The organism is Aeromonas finlandensis (genome assembly GCF_000764645.1).
In the GTDB taxonomy this organism is placed as follows: Bacteria; Pseudomonadota; Gammaproteobacteria; order Enterobacterales; family Aeromonadaceae; genus Aeromonas; species Aeromonas finlandensis.
In genome coordinates this window covers 87,489-102,796 of the sequence record NZ_JRGK01000026.1, presented here as the reverse complement: position 1 = coordinate 102,796, position 15,308 = coordinate 87,489, and the positions used below count along the sequence as shown (strand labels likewise).

At 57.3% G+C, this 15,308-nt stretch carries 16 protein-coding genes; 11 read left to right on the top strand and 5 right to left on the bottom strand.

The genetic code is table 11. The annotated features are described in order from the left end of the window. Nucleotides 1–361 precede the first annotated feature (361 nt). Complete coding sequence (locus tag LD28_RS0102925; protein ID WP_050514246.1) at nucleotides 362–973, top strand: tetratricopeptide repeat protein; 612 nt, start codon at nucleotides 362–364, stop codon at nucleotides 971–973. Between the two features lie 100 nt (nucleotides 974–1,073). Here the strand turns inward: LD28_RS0102925 and hmpA are convergent, their stop codons facing one another. Beyond that, nucleotides 1,074–2,267 carry an NO-inducible flavohemoprotein gene (gene hmpA / locus LD28_RS0102920; protein WP_033135518.1) on the bottom strand — a complete coding sequence of 398 codons (1,194 nt, stop codon included), beginning with the start codon at nucleotides 2,265–2,267 and terminating at the stop codon, nucleotides 1,074–1,076. Between the two features lie 111 nt (nucleotides 2,268–2,378). On the opposite strand from hmpA, the gene LD28_RS0102915 reads away from it, so the two are divergent. Continuing rightward, a complete protein-coding gene (locus LD28_RS0102915; RefSeq protein ID WP_005340388.1) occupies nucleotides 2,379–2,849 on the top strand; it encodes an Rrf2 family transcriptional regulator in 471 nt (156 codons plus the stop codon). Between the two features lie 40 nt (nucleotides 2,850–2,889). Here the strand turns inward: LD28_RS0102915 and LD28_RS0102910 are convergent, their stop codons facing one another. Next, nucleotides 2,890–4,170, bottom strand: coding sequence for an HlyC/CorC family transporter (locus LD28_RS0102910; protein WP_033135517.1), 1,281 nt, complete (start codon nucleotides 4,168–4,170; stop codon nucleotides 2,890–2,892). Nucleotides 4,171–4,212: 42 nt separating this feature from the next. After that, nucleotides 4,213–5,001 (bottom strand): cytochrome C assembly family protein, encoded by a 789-nt coding sequence (locus LD28_RS0102905; RefSeq protein ID WP_033135563.1) that lies wholly within the window; start codon nucleotides 4,999–5,001, stop codon nucleotides 4,213–4,215. A 202-nt stretch (nucleotides 5,002–5,203) separates the two neighbouring features. On the opposite strand from LD28_RS0102905, the gene ffh reads away from it, so the two are divergent. From ffh to rplS, 5 genes are all read left to right on the top strand, one after another. Next, nucleotides 5,204–6,580 carry a signal recognition particle protein gene (gene ffh, locus LD28_RS0102900; protein WP_033135516.1) on the top strand — a complete coding sequence of 459 codons (1,377 nt, stop codon included), beginning with the start codon at nucleotides 5,204–5,206 and terminating at the stop codon, nucleotides 6,578–6,580. A gap of 177 nt (nucleotides 6,581–6,757) precedes the next feature. After that, complete coding sequence (gene rpsP, locus LD28_RS0102895; protein WP_025325696.1) at nucleotides 6,758–7,006, top strand: 30S ribosomal protein S16; 249 nt, start codon at nucleotides 6,758–6,760, stop codon at nucleotides 7,004–7,006. A 24-nt stretch (nucleotides 7,007–7,030) separates the two neighbouring features. Then, nucleotides 7,031–7,552: a ribosome maturation factor RimM gene (gene rimM / locus LD28_RS0102890; protein ID WP_033135515.1), complete on the top strand. Its 522-nt coding sequence runs from the start codon at nucleotides 7,031–7,033 to the stop codon at nucleotides 7,550–7,552. Between the two features lie 34 nt (nucleotides 7,553–7,586). After that, the gene (gene trmD, locus LD28_RS0102885; protein ID WP_033135514.1) at nucleotides 7,587–8,336 is read left to right on the top strand and encodes a tRNA (guanosine(37)-N1)-methyltransferase TrmD; all 750 of its coding nucleotides are present in this window, start codon (nucleotides 7,587–7,589) and stop codon (nucleotides 8,334–8,336) included. Nucleotides 8,337–8,368: 32 nt separating this feature from the next. Continuing rightward, nucleotides 8,369–8,716, top strand: coding sequence for a 50S ribosomal protein L19 (gene rplS, locus LD28_RS0102880; RefSeq protein WP_005313505.1), 348 nt, complete (start codon nucleotides 8,369–8,371; stop codon nucleotides 8,714–8,716). A 103-nt stretch (nucleotides 8,717–8,819) separates the two neighbouring features. Here rplS and LD28_RS0102875 read toward each other — a convergent pair whose 3' ends face one another. Both LD28_RS0102875 and mutH read right to left on the bottom strand, forming a co-directional pair. After that, nucleotides 8,820–9,143, bottom strand: a complete 324-nt coding sequence (locus tag LD28_RS0102875; RefSeq protein WP_033135513.1) for an isoamylase early set domain-containing protein — start codon at nucleotides 9,141–9,143, stop codon at nucleotides 8,820–8,822. An 80-nt stretch (nucleotides 9,144–9,223) separates the two neighbouring features. Beyond that, a complete protein-coding gene (gene mutH, locus LD28_RS0102870) occupies nucleotides 9,224–9,898 on the bottom strand; it encodes a DNA mismatch repair endonuclease MutH (protein ID WP_033135512.1) in 675 nt (224 codons plus the stop codon). A gap of 733 nt (nucleotides 9,899–10,631) precedes the next feature. Between mutH and rppH the strand changes: the two genes are divergently transcribed. The 4 genes from rppH (at nucleotide 10,632) to thyA (ending at nucleotide 15,139) form a co-directional block, all read left to right on the top strand. Continuing rightward, nucleotides 10,632–11,159 (top strand): RNA pyrophosphohydrolase, encoded by a 528-nt coding sequence (gene rppH / locus LD28_RS0102865; protein WP_033135511.1) that lies wholly within the window; start codon nucleotides 10,632–10,634, stop codon nucleotides 11,157–11,159. 14 nt (nucleotides 11,160–11,173) lie between these two features. After that, complete coding sequence (ptsP, locus tag LD28_RS0102860) at nucleotides 11,174–13,453, top strand: phosphoenolpyruvate--protein phosphotransferase (RefSeq protein WP_033135510.1); 2,280 nt, start codon at nucleotides 11,174–11,176, stop codon at nucleotides 13,451–13,453. Between the two features lie 67 nt (nucleotides 13,454–13,520). After that, complete coding sequence (gene lgt, locus LD28_RS0102855; RefSeq protein ID WP_033135509.1) at nucleotides 13,521–14,345, top strand: prolipoprotein diacylglyceryl transferase; 825 nt, start codon at nucleotides 13,521–13,523, stop codon at nucleotides 14,343–14,345. After that, nucleotides 14,345–15,139 carry a thymidylate synthase gene (gene thyA / locus LD28_RS0102850; RefSeq protein WP_033135508.1) on the top strand — a complete coding sequence of 265 codons (795 nt, stop codon included), beginning with the start codon at nucleotides 14,345–14,347 and terminating at the stop codon, nucleotides 15,137–15,139. Before lgt ends, thyA begins: the two co-directional genes overlap by 1 nt. Nucleotides 15,140–15,308 lie beyond the last annotated feature (169 nt).

Genomic DNA, 15,308 nt, shown 5'->3' with positions numbered 1-15,308 from the left:
ACCAACAAGGGAGCTTCGGCTCCCTTTTGTATTGATGAGATCCGCTCGGCAGGCTAAGGGGATGGGGGTTGGTGCCGATAACAGAGTGCAGCAGGAGATCCTTATGATGAAACCCCTTACCCTTCTCGTTCTTGTCGGTGCATTCACCGCGCCCCTCTATGGGGCCGAGGCAGTATCAGCTGCCGTATCGAGCGATGCGCCAGCGGTAAGTGCATCGATGCCGACCGAAAGCAGTGCTGCGGTGGCAACCGCGCCTGTCTCTGCGGCTGCAGCTGCAGCTACACCCCCTGAGGCAGCCCCCGTCTTGCTCCCGGCAGATCCGGTCACGCCGGTCGCCAGCAGTGGCGAGGGGGCGGCGCCGCTGCCACAACCGGCGGAGCCTGCCGCAGCGGTGGCTCCTCCAGCCCCTCTGGCTGTTGGAGAGCTACAGGCTGTGCCGCTCTATCGTCAGGACGAACTGCTCAACTGGATTGAGCAGGGGCGCCATCTCACCCAGGTGAAGCAGGATCGCTGCCAGTTGACTCAGGATATCGAAGCGCGCGCCTCGGTGATGAAGATCCCGGCCTATCAATTCCTCTGGGGGGATATGCTGGCGTGGGGCGTTTGTACCAAACCCGATGCCGAGCTCGGGGTGCAATACATGTGGGAGGCCGCCAATCAGGGGTTGGCGCCTGCGCTGGAGCAGTTGGGGCGCTACTACTGGAAGGGGACCATGGTGCAGAAGGATCTGGTGCGTGCCGAGACCCTGATGCGCGAAGCGGCCAGCCTCGGTTTTCTGCGGGCCCGCATCGAGTGGGTCGAGATGCTGCTGCAGGGGATGGGTAGTCCGCTCGATTATGAGGATGCCTACCGCTGGCTCCATGGCTCTGTCATCGGTGACAAGGCGCTGCACCAGAAGGCAGCGAGTCTGCTCAGCCGTCTTGGCAACCGGATGCCGGCCAACGTGGTGGCCCGCGCCAAGGCGATGCACTGATCCAAAAAAAGTGACCCACAGATCTGCATCTGTGGGTCCGGTTCCAGCCGCCGTGCCATGACAGGCCGCAACCTCCCTCTGTTATATGGTCGCCTGCGTTTTAGAGATCTTGATGGGGGCCAAAAACTTCGTAATGAAGCTGGCTTGCGGGGATCCCGGCCTCAATCAGCTGTCGTTTCACCTCCTGCATGAAGCCGAGCGGGCCACAGAAGTAGTAGTGGGCCTCTGGCGTGATGCGCTCCTTCACTGCGGTCAGATCCATGGTGCCGGTGAAGTCGTAATCCTCTCCCTGCTTGTCACTCTCTGCGGGCTCCCGATACCAGACCCGACTGACCAGATTGGTGTGCTGGCTGCGCTTGTTCCGGATATCTTCCCGGAAAGCGTGGACACGACCATGTTCGCAGGCGTGCAGCCAGGTGAGGTCGGCCTGATGGCCACTCGCCAGCAGCTGGTTGAGCATGCTCATCATGGGAGTGAGGCCGACCCCGGCGGAGAGCAGCACGACCGGGGTATGGCTGTCGGCTTTCAGGTAGAAATCGCCGGTGGGGGGCATCACTTCGATCTTGTCACCCGCCTGCAGGTGATCGTGCAGCAGGTTGGAGACCTGACCCTTTGGCTCGCGTTTGACGCTGATGCGGTAATCCTGTCCATTGGGTGCATCGGAGAGGGAGTACTGGCGGATTTCGTGATGTTCGAGCTCGGGGTGCACCAGCTTGATGCTGAGGTATTGGCCCGGTTTGAAGGTCAGTACCGGCTTGCCATCTTCCGGCGCCAGCAGGAAGGAGGTGATGAGGGCGCTCTCGGCCCGTTTCTCCTTGATGATGAAGGTGCGGGTACCTTGCCAGCCGCCATCCTGATTGGCCTTTTCCTGATAGATCTCCCGCTCGCGGCCGATGAAGATGTCGGCCAGCACGCCATACGCCTTGCCCCATGCTTCCAGCACTTCGTCGGTGACCGCACTTCCGCCCAATTCTTTGAGCGTGGCCAAGAGATGACTACCTACAATGTGATATTGTTCCGGCTGGATCAGGAATCCGGTATGTTTGTGCGCAATCCGCTCGACTGCACCAGCGAGTGCCCCCAGATTGTCGATATTCTTGGCATAAGCTGCGACCGCATTGAACAGGGCCAGCGGCTGGCCGCCACTGCGTTGATGGGCCAGGTTGAAGATATCTTTCAGCTCCGGGTTATGGCTGAACATCCGTTGATAGAAGTGCTGGGTGAGGGCAGGGCCTGCCGATTCGAGCAGCGGAATGGTGCTTTTGATGACGGCAACTGTGGTTTGATCTAGCATAGGGGCCTCGTTCTAATTGAACATATAAAATGTCATTTAATAAGTGGCATCCTATATGTTTATTTGATTTGAATCAATACTCCACTTTTCGCATCGCGCTAATCAGGTTTTATGAGACTAACCAGTTATACAGATTTCGGATTGAGAGCCCTGCTCTATCTTGCCACCCTGCCGGAAGGGGAGTTGTCGAGCGTTGCCAAGGTATCGGCCCTGTATGGCGTTTCTCGCAACCACATGGTGAAGGTAGTCAATCAGCTGGTGAAGCTGGGCTATCTGCAATCCCAGCGGGGCAAGAATGGCGGTATTCGCATGGCTTGCGATCCCGCCACCATCAATATCGGGCAGGTTATCCGGGCGCTGGAAGGGAATCTGGACGGGATCGACTGCGGCTCACCCGCTTGCCACATCGTCTCTGTCTGTCTGCTCAAGAGTGCGCTGAAAGAGGCGATGGATGCGTTTCTGGCGGTGATGGACAGCTATACGCTGCAAGACCTGCTGGCCAACCGTGACGAGCTACAGAGGGTGTTTGGCGAGTTGATCCCGACGCTGGTGCTGGAGCCGGATGATGAAGATGAACAGTGACGATGAGCAATAGAAAAGGGCTGCCACTGGCAGCCCTTTTTCAATCTTGCGGATCCGACTCCGCCCGGTAAGATGCCGGCATGATCCGCGCCATCTTGACCATGTTGTTCTCCACATCGAGGATTTCGATAGGATAGCCGGCGAGCCGGATCCCGATGTTGGGCTGGGGGATCTCCTCCAGATATTCGAGGATCAGACCGTTGAGGGTGCGCGGGCCGTCGATAGGCAGGTGCCAGTTCATCTCCTTGTTCAGCTCGCGCACGCTGGCCGAGCCTTCCACCAGAAACGTGCCGTCCGGCTGGGGATGGATCTCGTCGCTCGGTGCTGGCGTCATGGAGGTGGTGAAGTCGCCCACGATCTCTTCCAGAATGTCGTCCAGCGTGATCAGCCCCTGAATATCGCCATACTCATCGACAATCAGGCCGATCCGCTCCTTGTTGCGCTGGAATTTGGCCAGCTGCACGTTGAGTGGGGTCCCTTCCGGAATAAAGTAGATCTCGTCTACCTCCCGCAACAGACTCGATTTGTTGAACTGATCCCTGGCCATCAGCCGTAGGGCATCTCGTGCATGCAAAAAGCCGACAACGTCGTCGATATTGTCGCGATAGAGCAGGATCTTGGTGTGGGCGCAGTGGGCCAGCTGGCGCAAAATGGTTTTCCAGTCATCGTTGATGTCGATGGCGTAGATATCGCTGCGCGGCACCATGATGTCTTCGACCAGCATCTTGTCGAGATCCAGAATGCTCAGCAGCATCTCCTGATGACGCTGGGGGATCAGATTACCCGCCTCGTTGACGATGGTGCGCAGCTCCTCGGTGTTGAGGGAGTCATCCTTGTTGGGGTTGATCTTCAGCATCTTGAGCAGGCCGCTGGTGATGCCGTTGATCAGCCAGACCAGTGGCGAGAGCGGTACCATCAGCCCCTTGAGGATCCAGGAGGCGGGATAGGCAATCTTCTCCGGGAACATGGCGGCCAAGGTCTTGGGGGTCACTTCGCCGAACACCAGCACGACCAGCGTCAGGCCGAAAGTGGCGACGGCAACCCCGAGATCACCAAACAGCCGGATACAGACGATGGTGGCGATAGCGGAGGCGAGGATATTGACCAGGTTGTTGCCGATCAGGATCAGCCCCAGCAGTCGATCCGGGCGGGACAGCAGCTTCTCTACCCGACGGGCCGCCTTGTGTTTGGTCTGTGCCAGATGCCGCAGCTTGTAGCGGTTGATGGACATCAGACCGGTTTCTGAACTGGAGAAGAAGGCGGAAAGAAGGATCAAGATAACGAGAACAATCAGTAATGTGCTCGTTGAGATGCTGTCCAAAAAGGGCTCCTGTTGGATGGTATGGCTAAAAGAGTATAAGTGTCAGCTCAACAGCACTTCTTTGACGAAGCGGCTGCCAAAGTAGGCAAGGGTCAGGATGAAGCTGCCGATCAGACTCAGTGTGATGACTTTGCGACCGCGCCAGCCATAGGTGTGATGGCCCCACAGCAGCAGCACGTAGATGCACCATGCCAGGATGGAGAGCACTGCCTTGTGGGATTTGCCCTGGGCGAACATGTCTTCGAGGAAGAAGAGGCCGGAGGCGATGGAGAGGGTCAACAGCAGCACCCCGGCAGAGATGAGCTGGAACAGCCGTTTCTCCACCGTCATCAGTGGCGGCATGGCTGGCAGGCTGCTGATTTTTCTCGATTTAAGTTGCTTGTCCAGACAGGCGAGCTGCAGCGCAAACAGACAGGCGATCATCAATACCGAGTAGGCCATCAGGGCGAGGCCGATGTGCAGCAACAGCTGGGGATGGGCCTCCAGATGGGTGATATAGCGACCCGGGATCAAGGCGCTGGCAGCCAGCAGCAGGGCCGAGAAGCTGTAGACCACCGGCAGCAGGATCCAGCCGTTGAAACGGCGGGTGACGCAGGTCATGAAGCAACTGATGATCAGACTCACCAGCGAGGCGACGTTAAGCATGCTCAGATTCTGGCCGACACTCTGCACTACCTCTGAACCAAGGGCGCTGGCATGGCTGATCAGGGCCAATCCGATACAGGCAAACAGGGAGCGCTGTCCCACCGGCTTGGCGCTCAGTAACAGATGCAGGGAGGCGATGATGGCCAGCAGATAAAACGCCAGGGCCAGAACAGAGATTACGATCATAACCAGGTCGTTGTTGCACAAGCTTTTGAGGGTAAGAGGGGCAGTATACCTTGCACGAGAAGTGCTCGCCAGTTGTGCAACGGCCGATCTGCCCATATATAGGGGTGAGGTCCCTATTGCTGCCGTGCGGTGAATAATCGTCCTCGCGCTCGCTCTGGGTTATAATGCCCCCAATTTATTACGCCAAGAACCGGAATCCGTCATGTTTGAGAATTTGACTGAACGACTCTCGCGCACCTTGCGCAATGTCAGTGGCCGTGGTCGCCTGACCGAAGAGAACATCAAGGAAACCCTGCGCGAAGTCCGCATGGCGCTGCTCGAGGCGGATGTCGCCCTGCCGGTAGTGCGTGATTTCGTGGCGCGCGTCAAAGAGCGTGCAGTCGGGCAGGAAGTGGCCAAATCCCTGAGCCCGGGCCAGGCATTCATCAAGATTGTGCACGGTGAACTGGTCACCGTGATGGGGGAGGCCAACGAGCAGCTCAATCTGGCTGCCCAGCCGCCCGCCATCATCCTGATGGCCGGTCTGCAGGGTGCCGGTAAGACCACCACGGTTGGCAAACTGGCCAAGCTGCTCAAAGAGCGCAGCAAGAAAAAAGTGCTGGTCGTCAGTGCCGACGTCTATCGCCCTGCGGCAATCAAGCAACTGGAGACGCTGGCCAGCGACATCGGCGTCGACTTTTTCCCGAGCGATGCCAGCCAGAAGCCGGTCGATATCGCCACCGCCGCCATCGATCAGGCGCGCAAGAAGTTCTATGACGTAGTGATCGTCGATACCGCCGGTCGTCTGCACGTCGACAGCGAGATGATGGCCGAGATCCAGCATCTGCACGCTACCATCAAGCCGGTCGAAACCCTGTTCGTGGTCGATGCCATGACCGGTCAGGATGCCGCCAACACTGCCAAGGCGTTCAACGAAGCGCTGCCGCTCACCGGTGTGATCCTCACCAAGGCGGACGGTGATGCCCGTGGTGGTGCCGCGCTGTCGGTACGCCACATCACCGGTAAGCCGGTCAAGTTTATCGGTATGGGCGAAAAGACCGATGCGCTGGAGCCGTTCCACCCGGATCGTCTTGCCTCCCGTATCCTCGGTATGGGCGATGTGCTGTCGCTGATCGAGGAAGTGGAGCGCAACGTCGATAAAGAGAAAGCGGCCAAGCTGGCCAGCAAGGTCAAGAGCGGCAAAGGCTTCGATCTGGAAGATTTCCGCGAGCAGCTGGCCCAGATGCGCAACATGGGCGGCATGATGGGGATGCTCGACAAGCTGCCCGGCATGTCGGGTCTGCCGGATAACGTGAAAGATCAGATGGATGACAAGCTCACCGTGCGGATGGAGGCGATCATCAGCTCCATGACGCCGAAAGAGCGCGCTCATCCCGATCTCATCAAGGGTTCCCGCAAGCGCCGTATCGCCGCAGGCTCCGGCATGCAGGTGCAGGACGTGAACAAGCTGCTCAAGCAGTTCACCGAGATGCAGCGCATGATGAAGAAGATGTCCGGCAAGGGCGGCATGCGCAAGATGATGAGCCAGATGAAGAACATGATGCCCCCCGGTTTCGGCGGTGGTCGCGGCCCGTTCTGATCCGGACTGCGTGTTGATGGGGGTCTGCAGCGGCAGGCCCCTTTTCATTGCAGCTCTGCGCAAAAAATGGCTGGCTTGGTTGCAATTATTACGAATCCAAGTAGAATTACGCGGCTTATTTTAAGCTAGGGTCCGCGTGTTTGCGGGCCTTGTTCATTAGATGTTAATGAGGACGATATGGTAACCATTCGTTTACAACGTGGTGGCGCGAAAAAGCGTCCGTTCTACCAGGTAGTAGTTTCTGACAGCCGTTGCGCCCGTGACGGTCGCTTCATCGAGCGCGTTGGTTTCTTCAACCCGGTTGCTGCTGGTAACGCTGAAAAGCTGAACCTGGACCTGGCTCGTATCGAGCATTGGGTTGCTACTGGTGCCGCTGTTTCTGACCGCGTAGCCAAGCTGATCAAAGACGCTAAAAAAGCTGCTTAATCAGCCAAACGGTAAGGAGTTAAGGTGGAAAAACCTGTAGTTCTGGGCACCCTGGGTACCGTTTATGGCATCAAGGGCTGGCTTAAAGTGAACTCCTTCACCGATGTTGCCGAAGCGATTTTCGATTACAACCCCTGGCTGATCAATCAGAACGGGGTGTGGCGTGAACTCAAGGTCTCGGCCTGGAAGCGTCACAACAAGGGTCTGATCTGCAAACTCGATGGTATCGATGTGCGCGAAGATGCCCTGGCATTGACCAATGTCGAGATTGGCGTACCCGCCGATCTGTTGCCTGCGTTGCCTGAAGGTGAGTTCTACTGGCGTGACCTGATTGGTTGTTCCGTGATGACCACCAAGGGATACGACCTGGGCAAGGTGACCGAATTGATGGAAACCGGCTCCAACGATGTGTTGGTGGTTGAGGCCAATGTAAAAGATGCCTTTGGTGCAAAGGAGCGGTTGATTCCGTTCCTGGAAGAGCAGGTGATCAAGCATATTGATCTGACTGCTCGAACAATCGAAGTTGATTGGGATCCTGGTTTCTAGTTTCCCGCGCTAACACGGGTGCCGGAGGTTTCTTATGTGGATTGGGGTCATTAGCCTCTTCCCTGAAATGTTCCGAGCCATTACCGAGCACGGGGTAACGGGTCGGGCCGTCAAGAGTGGCCTGCTGCAGATTGAGTGCTGGAACCCCCGGGAGTTTACCCACGATAAACACCGTACGGTCGATGATCGTCCTTATGGTGGTGGGCCCGGCATGTTAATGATGGTTCAGCCGCTGCGTGACGCGATTCATGCAGCCAAGCAAGCGGCGGGAGACGGGGCGAAAGTCATCTATCTCTCTCCTCAGGGACGCAAGCTGACTCAAGCGGGCGTAACCGAGTTGGCGACGAATCAGAAACTGATTCTGGTAGCCGGTCGATACGAAGGTATCGATGAACGCGTGATACAAACCGAAGTCGACGAAGAGTGGTCTATCGGGGATTACGTGTTAAGTGGTGGCGAGTTGCCTGCCATGACCCTGATCGATGCGGTTTCGCGTCTGGTCCCGGGGGTTTTGGGCGATCAGGCCAGTGCCGAGCAGGACTCCTTTACGGATGGCTTGCTGGATCATCCCCACTATACTCGGCCGGAGGTGTTGGATGGATTGGCGGTGCCCGAGGCGCTGACAAGCGGCAATCACGAAGTGATTCGACGCTGGCGTCTCAAACAGTCGCTCGGACGAACCTGGCAAAGAAGGCCGGAACTTATTAACAACCTAGCTCTGACTGACGAGCAAGAATTACTTCTTGCCGAGTATGTCCGCGAAGTGCGTGACAGCGTTAAGTAGAGTTTTCAGTTTATCCTAGGTAAGGAAAGACAATGAGCAAGATTATTCAGCAGCTTGAACAAGAGCAACTGCGTACCGACATCCCGGCTTTTGCCCAGGGCGACACTGTACGTGTTCAAGTTCGTGTTAAAGAAGGTGGTAAAGAGCGTCTGCAGGCTTTCGAAGGCATCGTTATTGCCAAGCGTAACCGCGGTCTGCACTCTGCTTTCACCGTTCGCAAGATCTCCAACGGCGAAGGTGTTGAGCGTGTATTCCAGACTCACTCTCCGCTGATCCACAGTGTAGAACTGAAGCGTCGTGGTGATGTTCGCCGCGCCAAACTGTACTACCTGCGCAACCTGTCCGGTAAAGCTGCTCGTATCAAAGAGAAGCTCAACTAATTCGATTCGAATTGGTGTCGATATGTCGGCGAAAAGCTCGACAGGTAGTGAAAAGGCTCGCCAATGGCGAGCCTTTTTTGTATCCGTTCTTTAGGTTGAGTTGCTATTGGATGACGCGTACCACCGAGTTGTCGCGCCCGAAGGGGCCTGGCACATAGTCGTCCGCTTCCCAGTCATTCTCGTAGAGGGTTTCCCCTGCCGGTGTGATGAGCTGGTAGCAATATTCGAAGTAACCCGGGCCGTCGGTCGGCAGATTGAGGGTGGCTTTGAACTCGCCGCTCTTCATGCGTTTCAGCTCGACCGGTTGCCACTGAGTGAACTCGCCGATCAGCATCACCTGCTCCGCTCCTGCGGCGGCCTCTTTCTCTACGGCAAAGGTCACCTTGACCTCGGGTTTGGACTTCAGAAACTGCTTGATCAGTGGCATGACGCCTCCTTGTCTGTGAGTTAAAAATGGCTCCTGCCTATTTTTATATCATCATATGACAAAGATGTTGATAAGGCAGATCAAGTCGGCAAGGCAAAATAGCGCTGCAGCAGACTGTGGGTGAAGTCGATCTTGAGATAGAAGCCGCGTGGCAGGGTCATGATGGGTTGACCATCGCGGCCGATGGCGCGAGTCAGCGCCTTGTTGTTGGCAGCCTTGGGCCGCAGTTGCATCACCTGGCCGTGGCGCGCGCTGATCTGCTCCACTTCTCCCAGCACTATCATGTCCATCAGCTCCTCCCAGTCCTGACGCAGTAGCCGATCTTCCTCTTCATTCGGGCTCCACATCAGTGGCATGCCGACCCGCCGCTCGCCAACCGGGATCTCGCGGCTGCCTTCCACCGGGATCCAGAGCACTCGTGACAGCTTGTTGCGCACGTTGGAGTCCTCCCAGCGCTGACCGCTGACGCCGATCAGCGGGGCGACGCAGACGAAGGTGGTTTCCAGCGGTTTGCCTTGAGGATCCACAGGGATCGTCTTGAGTTCGATCCCCAGCTCCGGGAAGTCCTGTTCCGGCTTGCTCCCTGCGCTGGCCCCCAGTTGCAGCTCGATCAACTGACCGACCCACCCCTTGTCACGGCGCAGATCTTTGGGCACCGCGACGCCTGCCTCGGCGGCCAGCTGCGCCAGCGTGAAGCCGGCCATGGCATAGGCGCGGCTCAATAACTCCTGCTCGGATTGGGGATTGCTTGGCATAGTTGGCTCCATCTTGCTCGCCATATTCTAACAGGGGAGGATCCCGAGAAGGATCGCTGTTTTTATAACCGATCCTGAGTGGATAAGGTCAAATGCAGAGAATTTGGGGGCTATCAGCTCATCATGATGATTTTAAAGGGTTTTGTCTGTTTTATCGAGCAGTGTTCCAGGTCTGGTTTGACCTCGAAATAGTTGTCCAAGGGTTTGTGCATGATGTTACACACAGTTATCCACAGAAATCTTGGATAAGTGGATGAAAGTGGGTGGAGTCGCTGATATGTTACAAAAAATTGTGAATGCCACCCCATTTTTACAGGGTAAACGGGGTAGATATTGTGCCACTCCTGTGGATAATTTCGCCGCGGTGGATCTTTGAGCAGTTGAACTTGTTCACAATCAGGATCATGGATCTGGCTCTTTGATTGACATGGATCTAGATCCAGTTGTTTTGATTCAACCATATGTATAATAATGTTTTTTTTGATTTACCATTGTATGGTGGCGCGTAGAGGTGCTTTTCGCGTACAGTTAAAAAGTACTGTATATACCCGTTTGCTAACAGCTTTATGCACAGCCTGGGTGGGCAACTTGGGGGCGCGGATCCTTGGATTTGTTTATAAGTATGTTTGAAATTGAAAGTTATTCATGAAACAGGGGATTCACTCCTTGTTTGCTGCCACGGAGTGAATGTGGAACAATCTCCTTATAGATTCAGCCTTTATAAGGTGATCACGTGATTGATGGCGACGGATTTCGTCCCAATGTCGGTATCGTGATCTGTAACCGTGAAGGACAAGTGTTGTGGGCTAAACGCTATGGGCAGCACTCCTGGCAGTTTCCGCAGGGGGGGGTTGATGATGGTGAAACGCCAGAGCAGGCCATGTATCGAGAGCTGTATGAGGAGATTGGCCTCAAGCCCGAAGATGTGACCATCATGGCCACCAGTCGTAACTGGCTAAAGTACCGTTTACCCAAACGTCTTGTCCGCTGGGACAGTTCACCGGTCTGTATTGGCCAAAAGCAAAAATGGTTCCTGTTACAACTTGGTCCGGGCAGGGAGTCGCGGATCCAGTTCGGCTGTCATGGCCATCCCGAATTTGACGACTGGCGTTGGGTCAGCTTCTGGTACCCGGTGCGTCAGGTCGTCTCGTTCAAGCGGGAGGTTTACCGCCGGGTCATGAAAGAGTTTGCCCCGCTGGCGATGCCGGTGCCGGCAGTGCAGGTCAACAAGAAGGATGGGCGGCGCAATCGCGCTCGTTAAGGAGCACAGATTAGTTGTTAACGGAACTGAGACGTATCGTCGAGAGCATGGCCGAGGCCAATACCCTCGAGCAGGCCTTGCAGGCATTGGTGAGCCAGACCCGGCACGCCATGGCAGTGGACTGCTGCTCTGTCTATGTCTCGGAACCCGAGGTGCGCCGCTATCGCCTGGCGGCTACAGACGGCTTGGCCCCTTCCGCGGTCGGCAAGGTGACCCTGCCCTATGAGCAGGGTATCGTCGGTCTGGTGGGTCAGCGGGAAGAGCTGATCAACCTGGCTGATGCCCCCGCCCACCCCAGTTTCAAATTCCTGCCCGATGTCGCCGAAGAGGCGTTCCGCTCCTTCCTCGGCGCCCCCATCATGCACCAGCGTCAGGTGGTCGGCATTCTGGTGGTGCAACAGAAGGAGAGCCGCCGCTTCGATGAGGGGGAGGAGTCCTTCATGGTCACCCTGGCGGCCCAGCTGGCGGCGCGTATCGCCCAGGCGCAGGCCAAGGGGTGGTTACAGAAGACCGACTGGAGCAAGCCGCTGCGCGGTATTGCCGGTGCCAGCGGCATCGCCATGGCCAAGGCTTGGGTGTGGCGGCCTCGCAAGGCGCTCTCATCCATTACCCCGCGCAAGGATGAAGACCATGCCAGCCAGCTGGAGCGGCTGGAGCTGGCCGTGGAGGAGGTGCGCCACGATTTGGAGAGTCTGGCGCTGCGTTTTCGCGAGAGCTACAGCCAGGATTCGGTGGCGATCTTCGACATCTATCTCCATCTGCTGAACGATCCCGGCTACATCAAGCCCATTCGCAACAAGGTGAGCAAAGAGCACTGGACTGCGGTCTCGGCGGTCAAGCTCATCAGCGATCGCTTGATCGAGCAGTTCAAGGGGATGAAGGATCCCTACCTGCAGGAGCGCTCCACCGACGTGAAGGATATTGCCCAGCGGCTTATCAGCCGACTGGTGCAGAATGAACCGGAACATATCTCCATCGGCGAGCCGGTGGTGCTGGTTGCCGACGAGGTGACCGCCACTATTCTGGCGGAAGTACCTCGCGAGTATTTGACCGGGGTGGTCTCGCTAAAGGGGGGGACCAACTCCCACGCGGCCATTCTGGCCCGTGCCATGGGGGTGGCCGCCATCATGGGGGTCGATCTGCCCCTTGGCGACATCGGCGGTCGCATGCTGGTCGTCGATGGCTACAGCGGCGACCTCTTCATCGAGCCCAATCAGGTGATCCTGACCGAGTATCGTCAGCTGCTGAGCGAAGAGCGGGCGCTCGATACCCTGGTGCGCAGTGTCGATAACCTGCCATCCGAGACGGCAGATGGCACCAAGGTCTCCCTGCTGCTCAACGCCGGGCTGAGTGCCGATACAGAAATATCTCTTAACCAGCTGGCGGACGGGGTCGGGCTCTATCGCACCGAGATCCCCTTCATGTTGCAGGAGAGCTTCCCCTCCGAGTGGGAGCAAACTGCCCGCTATCGCGGCATTCTGGAGACTTACCGCAACCGGCCGGTCTGCATGCGGACGCTGGATGTTGGCGGCGACAAGCCGTTACCCTATTTCCCCATCGTCGAGGAAAACCCCTTCCTTGGCTGGCGGGGGATCCGGATCACCCTGGATCACCCCGAACTGTTTCTGGTGCAGCTCAAGGCGATGCTGCGGGCCAGCGAAGGGCTGGACAATCTGGCCATCATGCTGCCGATGATCAGCAGCGTCAGCGAAATCAAAGCCTCCCGTCGTCTGCTGGATCAGGCGTGGCGAGAAGTGTCGGAAGAGGCGGCGAGCCGCGATGCGGTGATCCGCTACCCCAGCCTCGGGGTGATGATCGAGGTGCCCTCCGCCCTCTTTATCTTGCCGGAGATGGCGCCGCTCATCGACTTCTGGTCGGTGGGCAGCAATGACCTGACCCAATACCTGCTGGCGGTGGATCGCAACAACTCCCGGGTTGCCAACATCTACGACGCCTTCCATCCTGCGGTGATCCGCGCCCTGCAACAGCTGGTTGATGCCTCCCACCGCTACCAGAAGCCGGTGTCGGTCTGTGGCGAGCTGGCCGGTGATCCGGTCGGTGTACTGCTGCTGCTGGCCATGGGCTATCGCCGCTTCAGTATGAACACCCACAACATCGCCCGGATCAAGTACGTGCTGCGTCAATCCACCCTGAGCGAGTTGACCGAACTGATGGCCGATGGCCTCAAACATGACAATCCCCACGTGCTGCGCGGCCTGTTTGCCCGCTATCTGGAGGAGCATGGTTTGGGCGGTTTGCTGCGAGCCGGTCATAAATCGAAACAGAGTGATTGATAATCATGCCTTGTCCCTGCTGACGAATGATCGGAAAATGCGGCTTTTCTTATGACTGGGGCCGCTTATGCAGCACGATGGATATTGGGTTTTCTCGCAGATTGATCCCGTAGCATTCAGTTTGGGACCACTATCGGTACGCTGGTATGGTCTCATGTACCTGTTTGGTTTCGCTTTTGCCATGTGGCTTGCCGGCCGTCGCGCCGATGCACCGAACAGCGGCTGGAGCCGCAACGAGGTGTCGGATCTGCTGTTCTACGGTTTCCTCGGGGTGATCCTCGGCGGCCGTGTCGGTTACGTGCTGTTCTACAACTTCGATCTCTTCCTCGCGGATCCCACCTACCTGTTCAAGATCTGGACCGGCGGTATGTCGTTCCATGGTGGTCTGATCGGGGTGATCACCGCGATGATCTGGTTTGCTCACAAGACCAAGCGCCACTTCTTCACCGTGGCCGACTTTGTGGCACCGCTCATTCCGTTTGGTCTCGGCGTTGGCCGGATCGGCAACTTCCTCAACGGCGAGTTGTGGGGCCGGGTCACCGATGTGCCCTGGGCGATCATCTTCCCGGAGGCCGGCCCCGAGCCGCGTCATCCCTCCCAGCTCTACCAGTTCGCACTGGAGGGGGTGGTGCTGTTCATCATCCTCAACCTGTTCTGGCGCAAGAACCCGCCGCGCGGCGCCATCTCCGGCATGTTCCTGCTGTTCTACGGCCTGTTCCGCTTCCTGGTGGAGTTTGTGCGCCAGCCGGACAGCCAGCTTGGTCTCTACTTCCAGGAGATCAGCATGGGCCAAATCCTCTCCACCCCGATGATTATCGCCGGTGCCCTGATGATTTGGGTTGCCTACAAGCGACCGCAGTTGTTTGGTAATGCCGTCAAGGAGGCGAAATAATGCGAGCTTATCTCGACCTGATGCAGAAGATCCTCGATGAGGGCACTGTCAAGTCAGACCGTACCGGCACCGGTACCGTCTCCCTGTTCGGCCATCAGATGCGATTCAATCTGGCGGAAGGTTTCCCGCTGGTGACCACCAAGAAGTGCCACCTGCGCTCGATCATTCACGAGCTGCTCTGGTTCCTCAATGGCGATACCAATACCGCCTATCTGAAGGAAAACGGCGTCAGTATCTGGGATGAGTGGGCAGACGAGAATGGCGATCTGGGGCCGGTTTACGGCGCTCAGTGGCGCTCCTGGCCTGCGGCCGACGGGTCTGTCATCGACCAGATCCAGAAAGCGGTGGATGACATCAAGCACAACCCGGATTCGCGTCGCATCATCGTCTCCGCCTGGAACGTGGGCGAGCTGGACAAGATGGCGCTGGCCCCCTGCCACGCCTTCTTCCAGTTCTATGTGGCGGACGGCAAGCTCTCCTGCCAGCTCTACCAGCGCAGCTGTGATGTGTTCCTCGGCTTGCCGTTCAACATCGCCAGCTACGCCCTGCTGACCCACATGATGGCCCAGCAGTGCAACCTGGAAGTGGGTGACTTCGTCTGGACCGGCGGTGATGTGCACCTCTACTCCAACCACATGGAGCAGACTGCCCTGCAGCTCTCCCGTGAACCGCGTCCGCTGCCGCAACTGGTGATCAAGCGCAAGCCGGACTCCATCTTCGACTACAAGTTCGAGGATTTCGAGATCGAGGGTTACGACCCCCATCCCGGGATCAAGGCGCCCGTCGCCATCTGATAGCAAGGCGCCTCAGGGCGCCTTTTTTATGCAGCTAAATAATTGAAAATTCACTTTATTGATTAATTAGAGGGTAGCCAGAGACGAGGCGAAAACCTGCTTATAGCAGGTATGTTCTGTTTTGCCTTCGGTTTTTTCGTTGTGTTGAGCAGCAAGAAACGATTTTCCA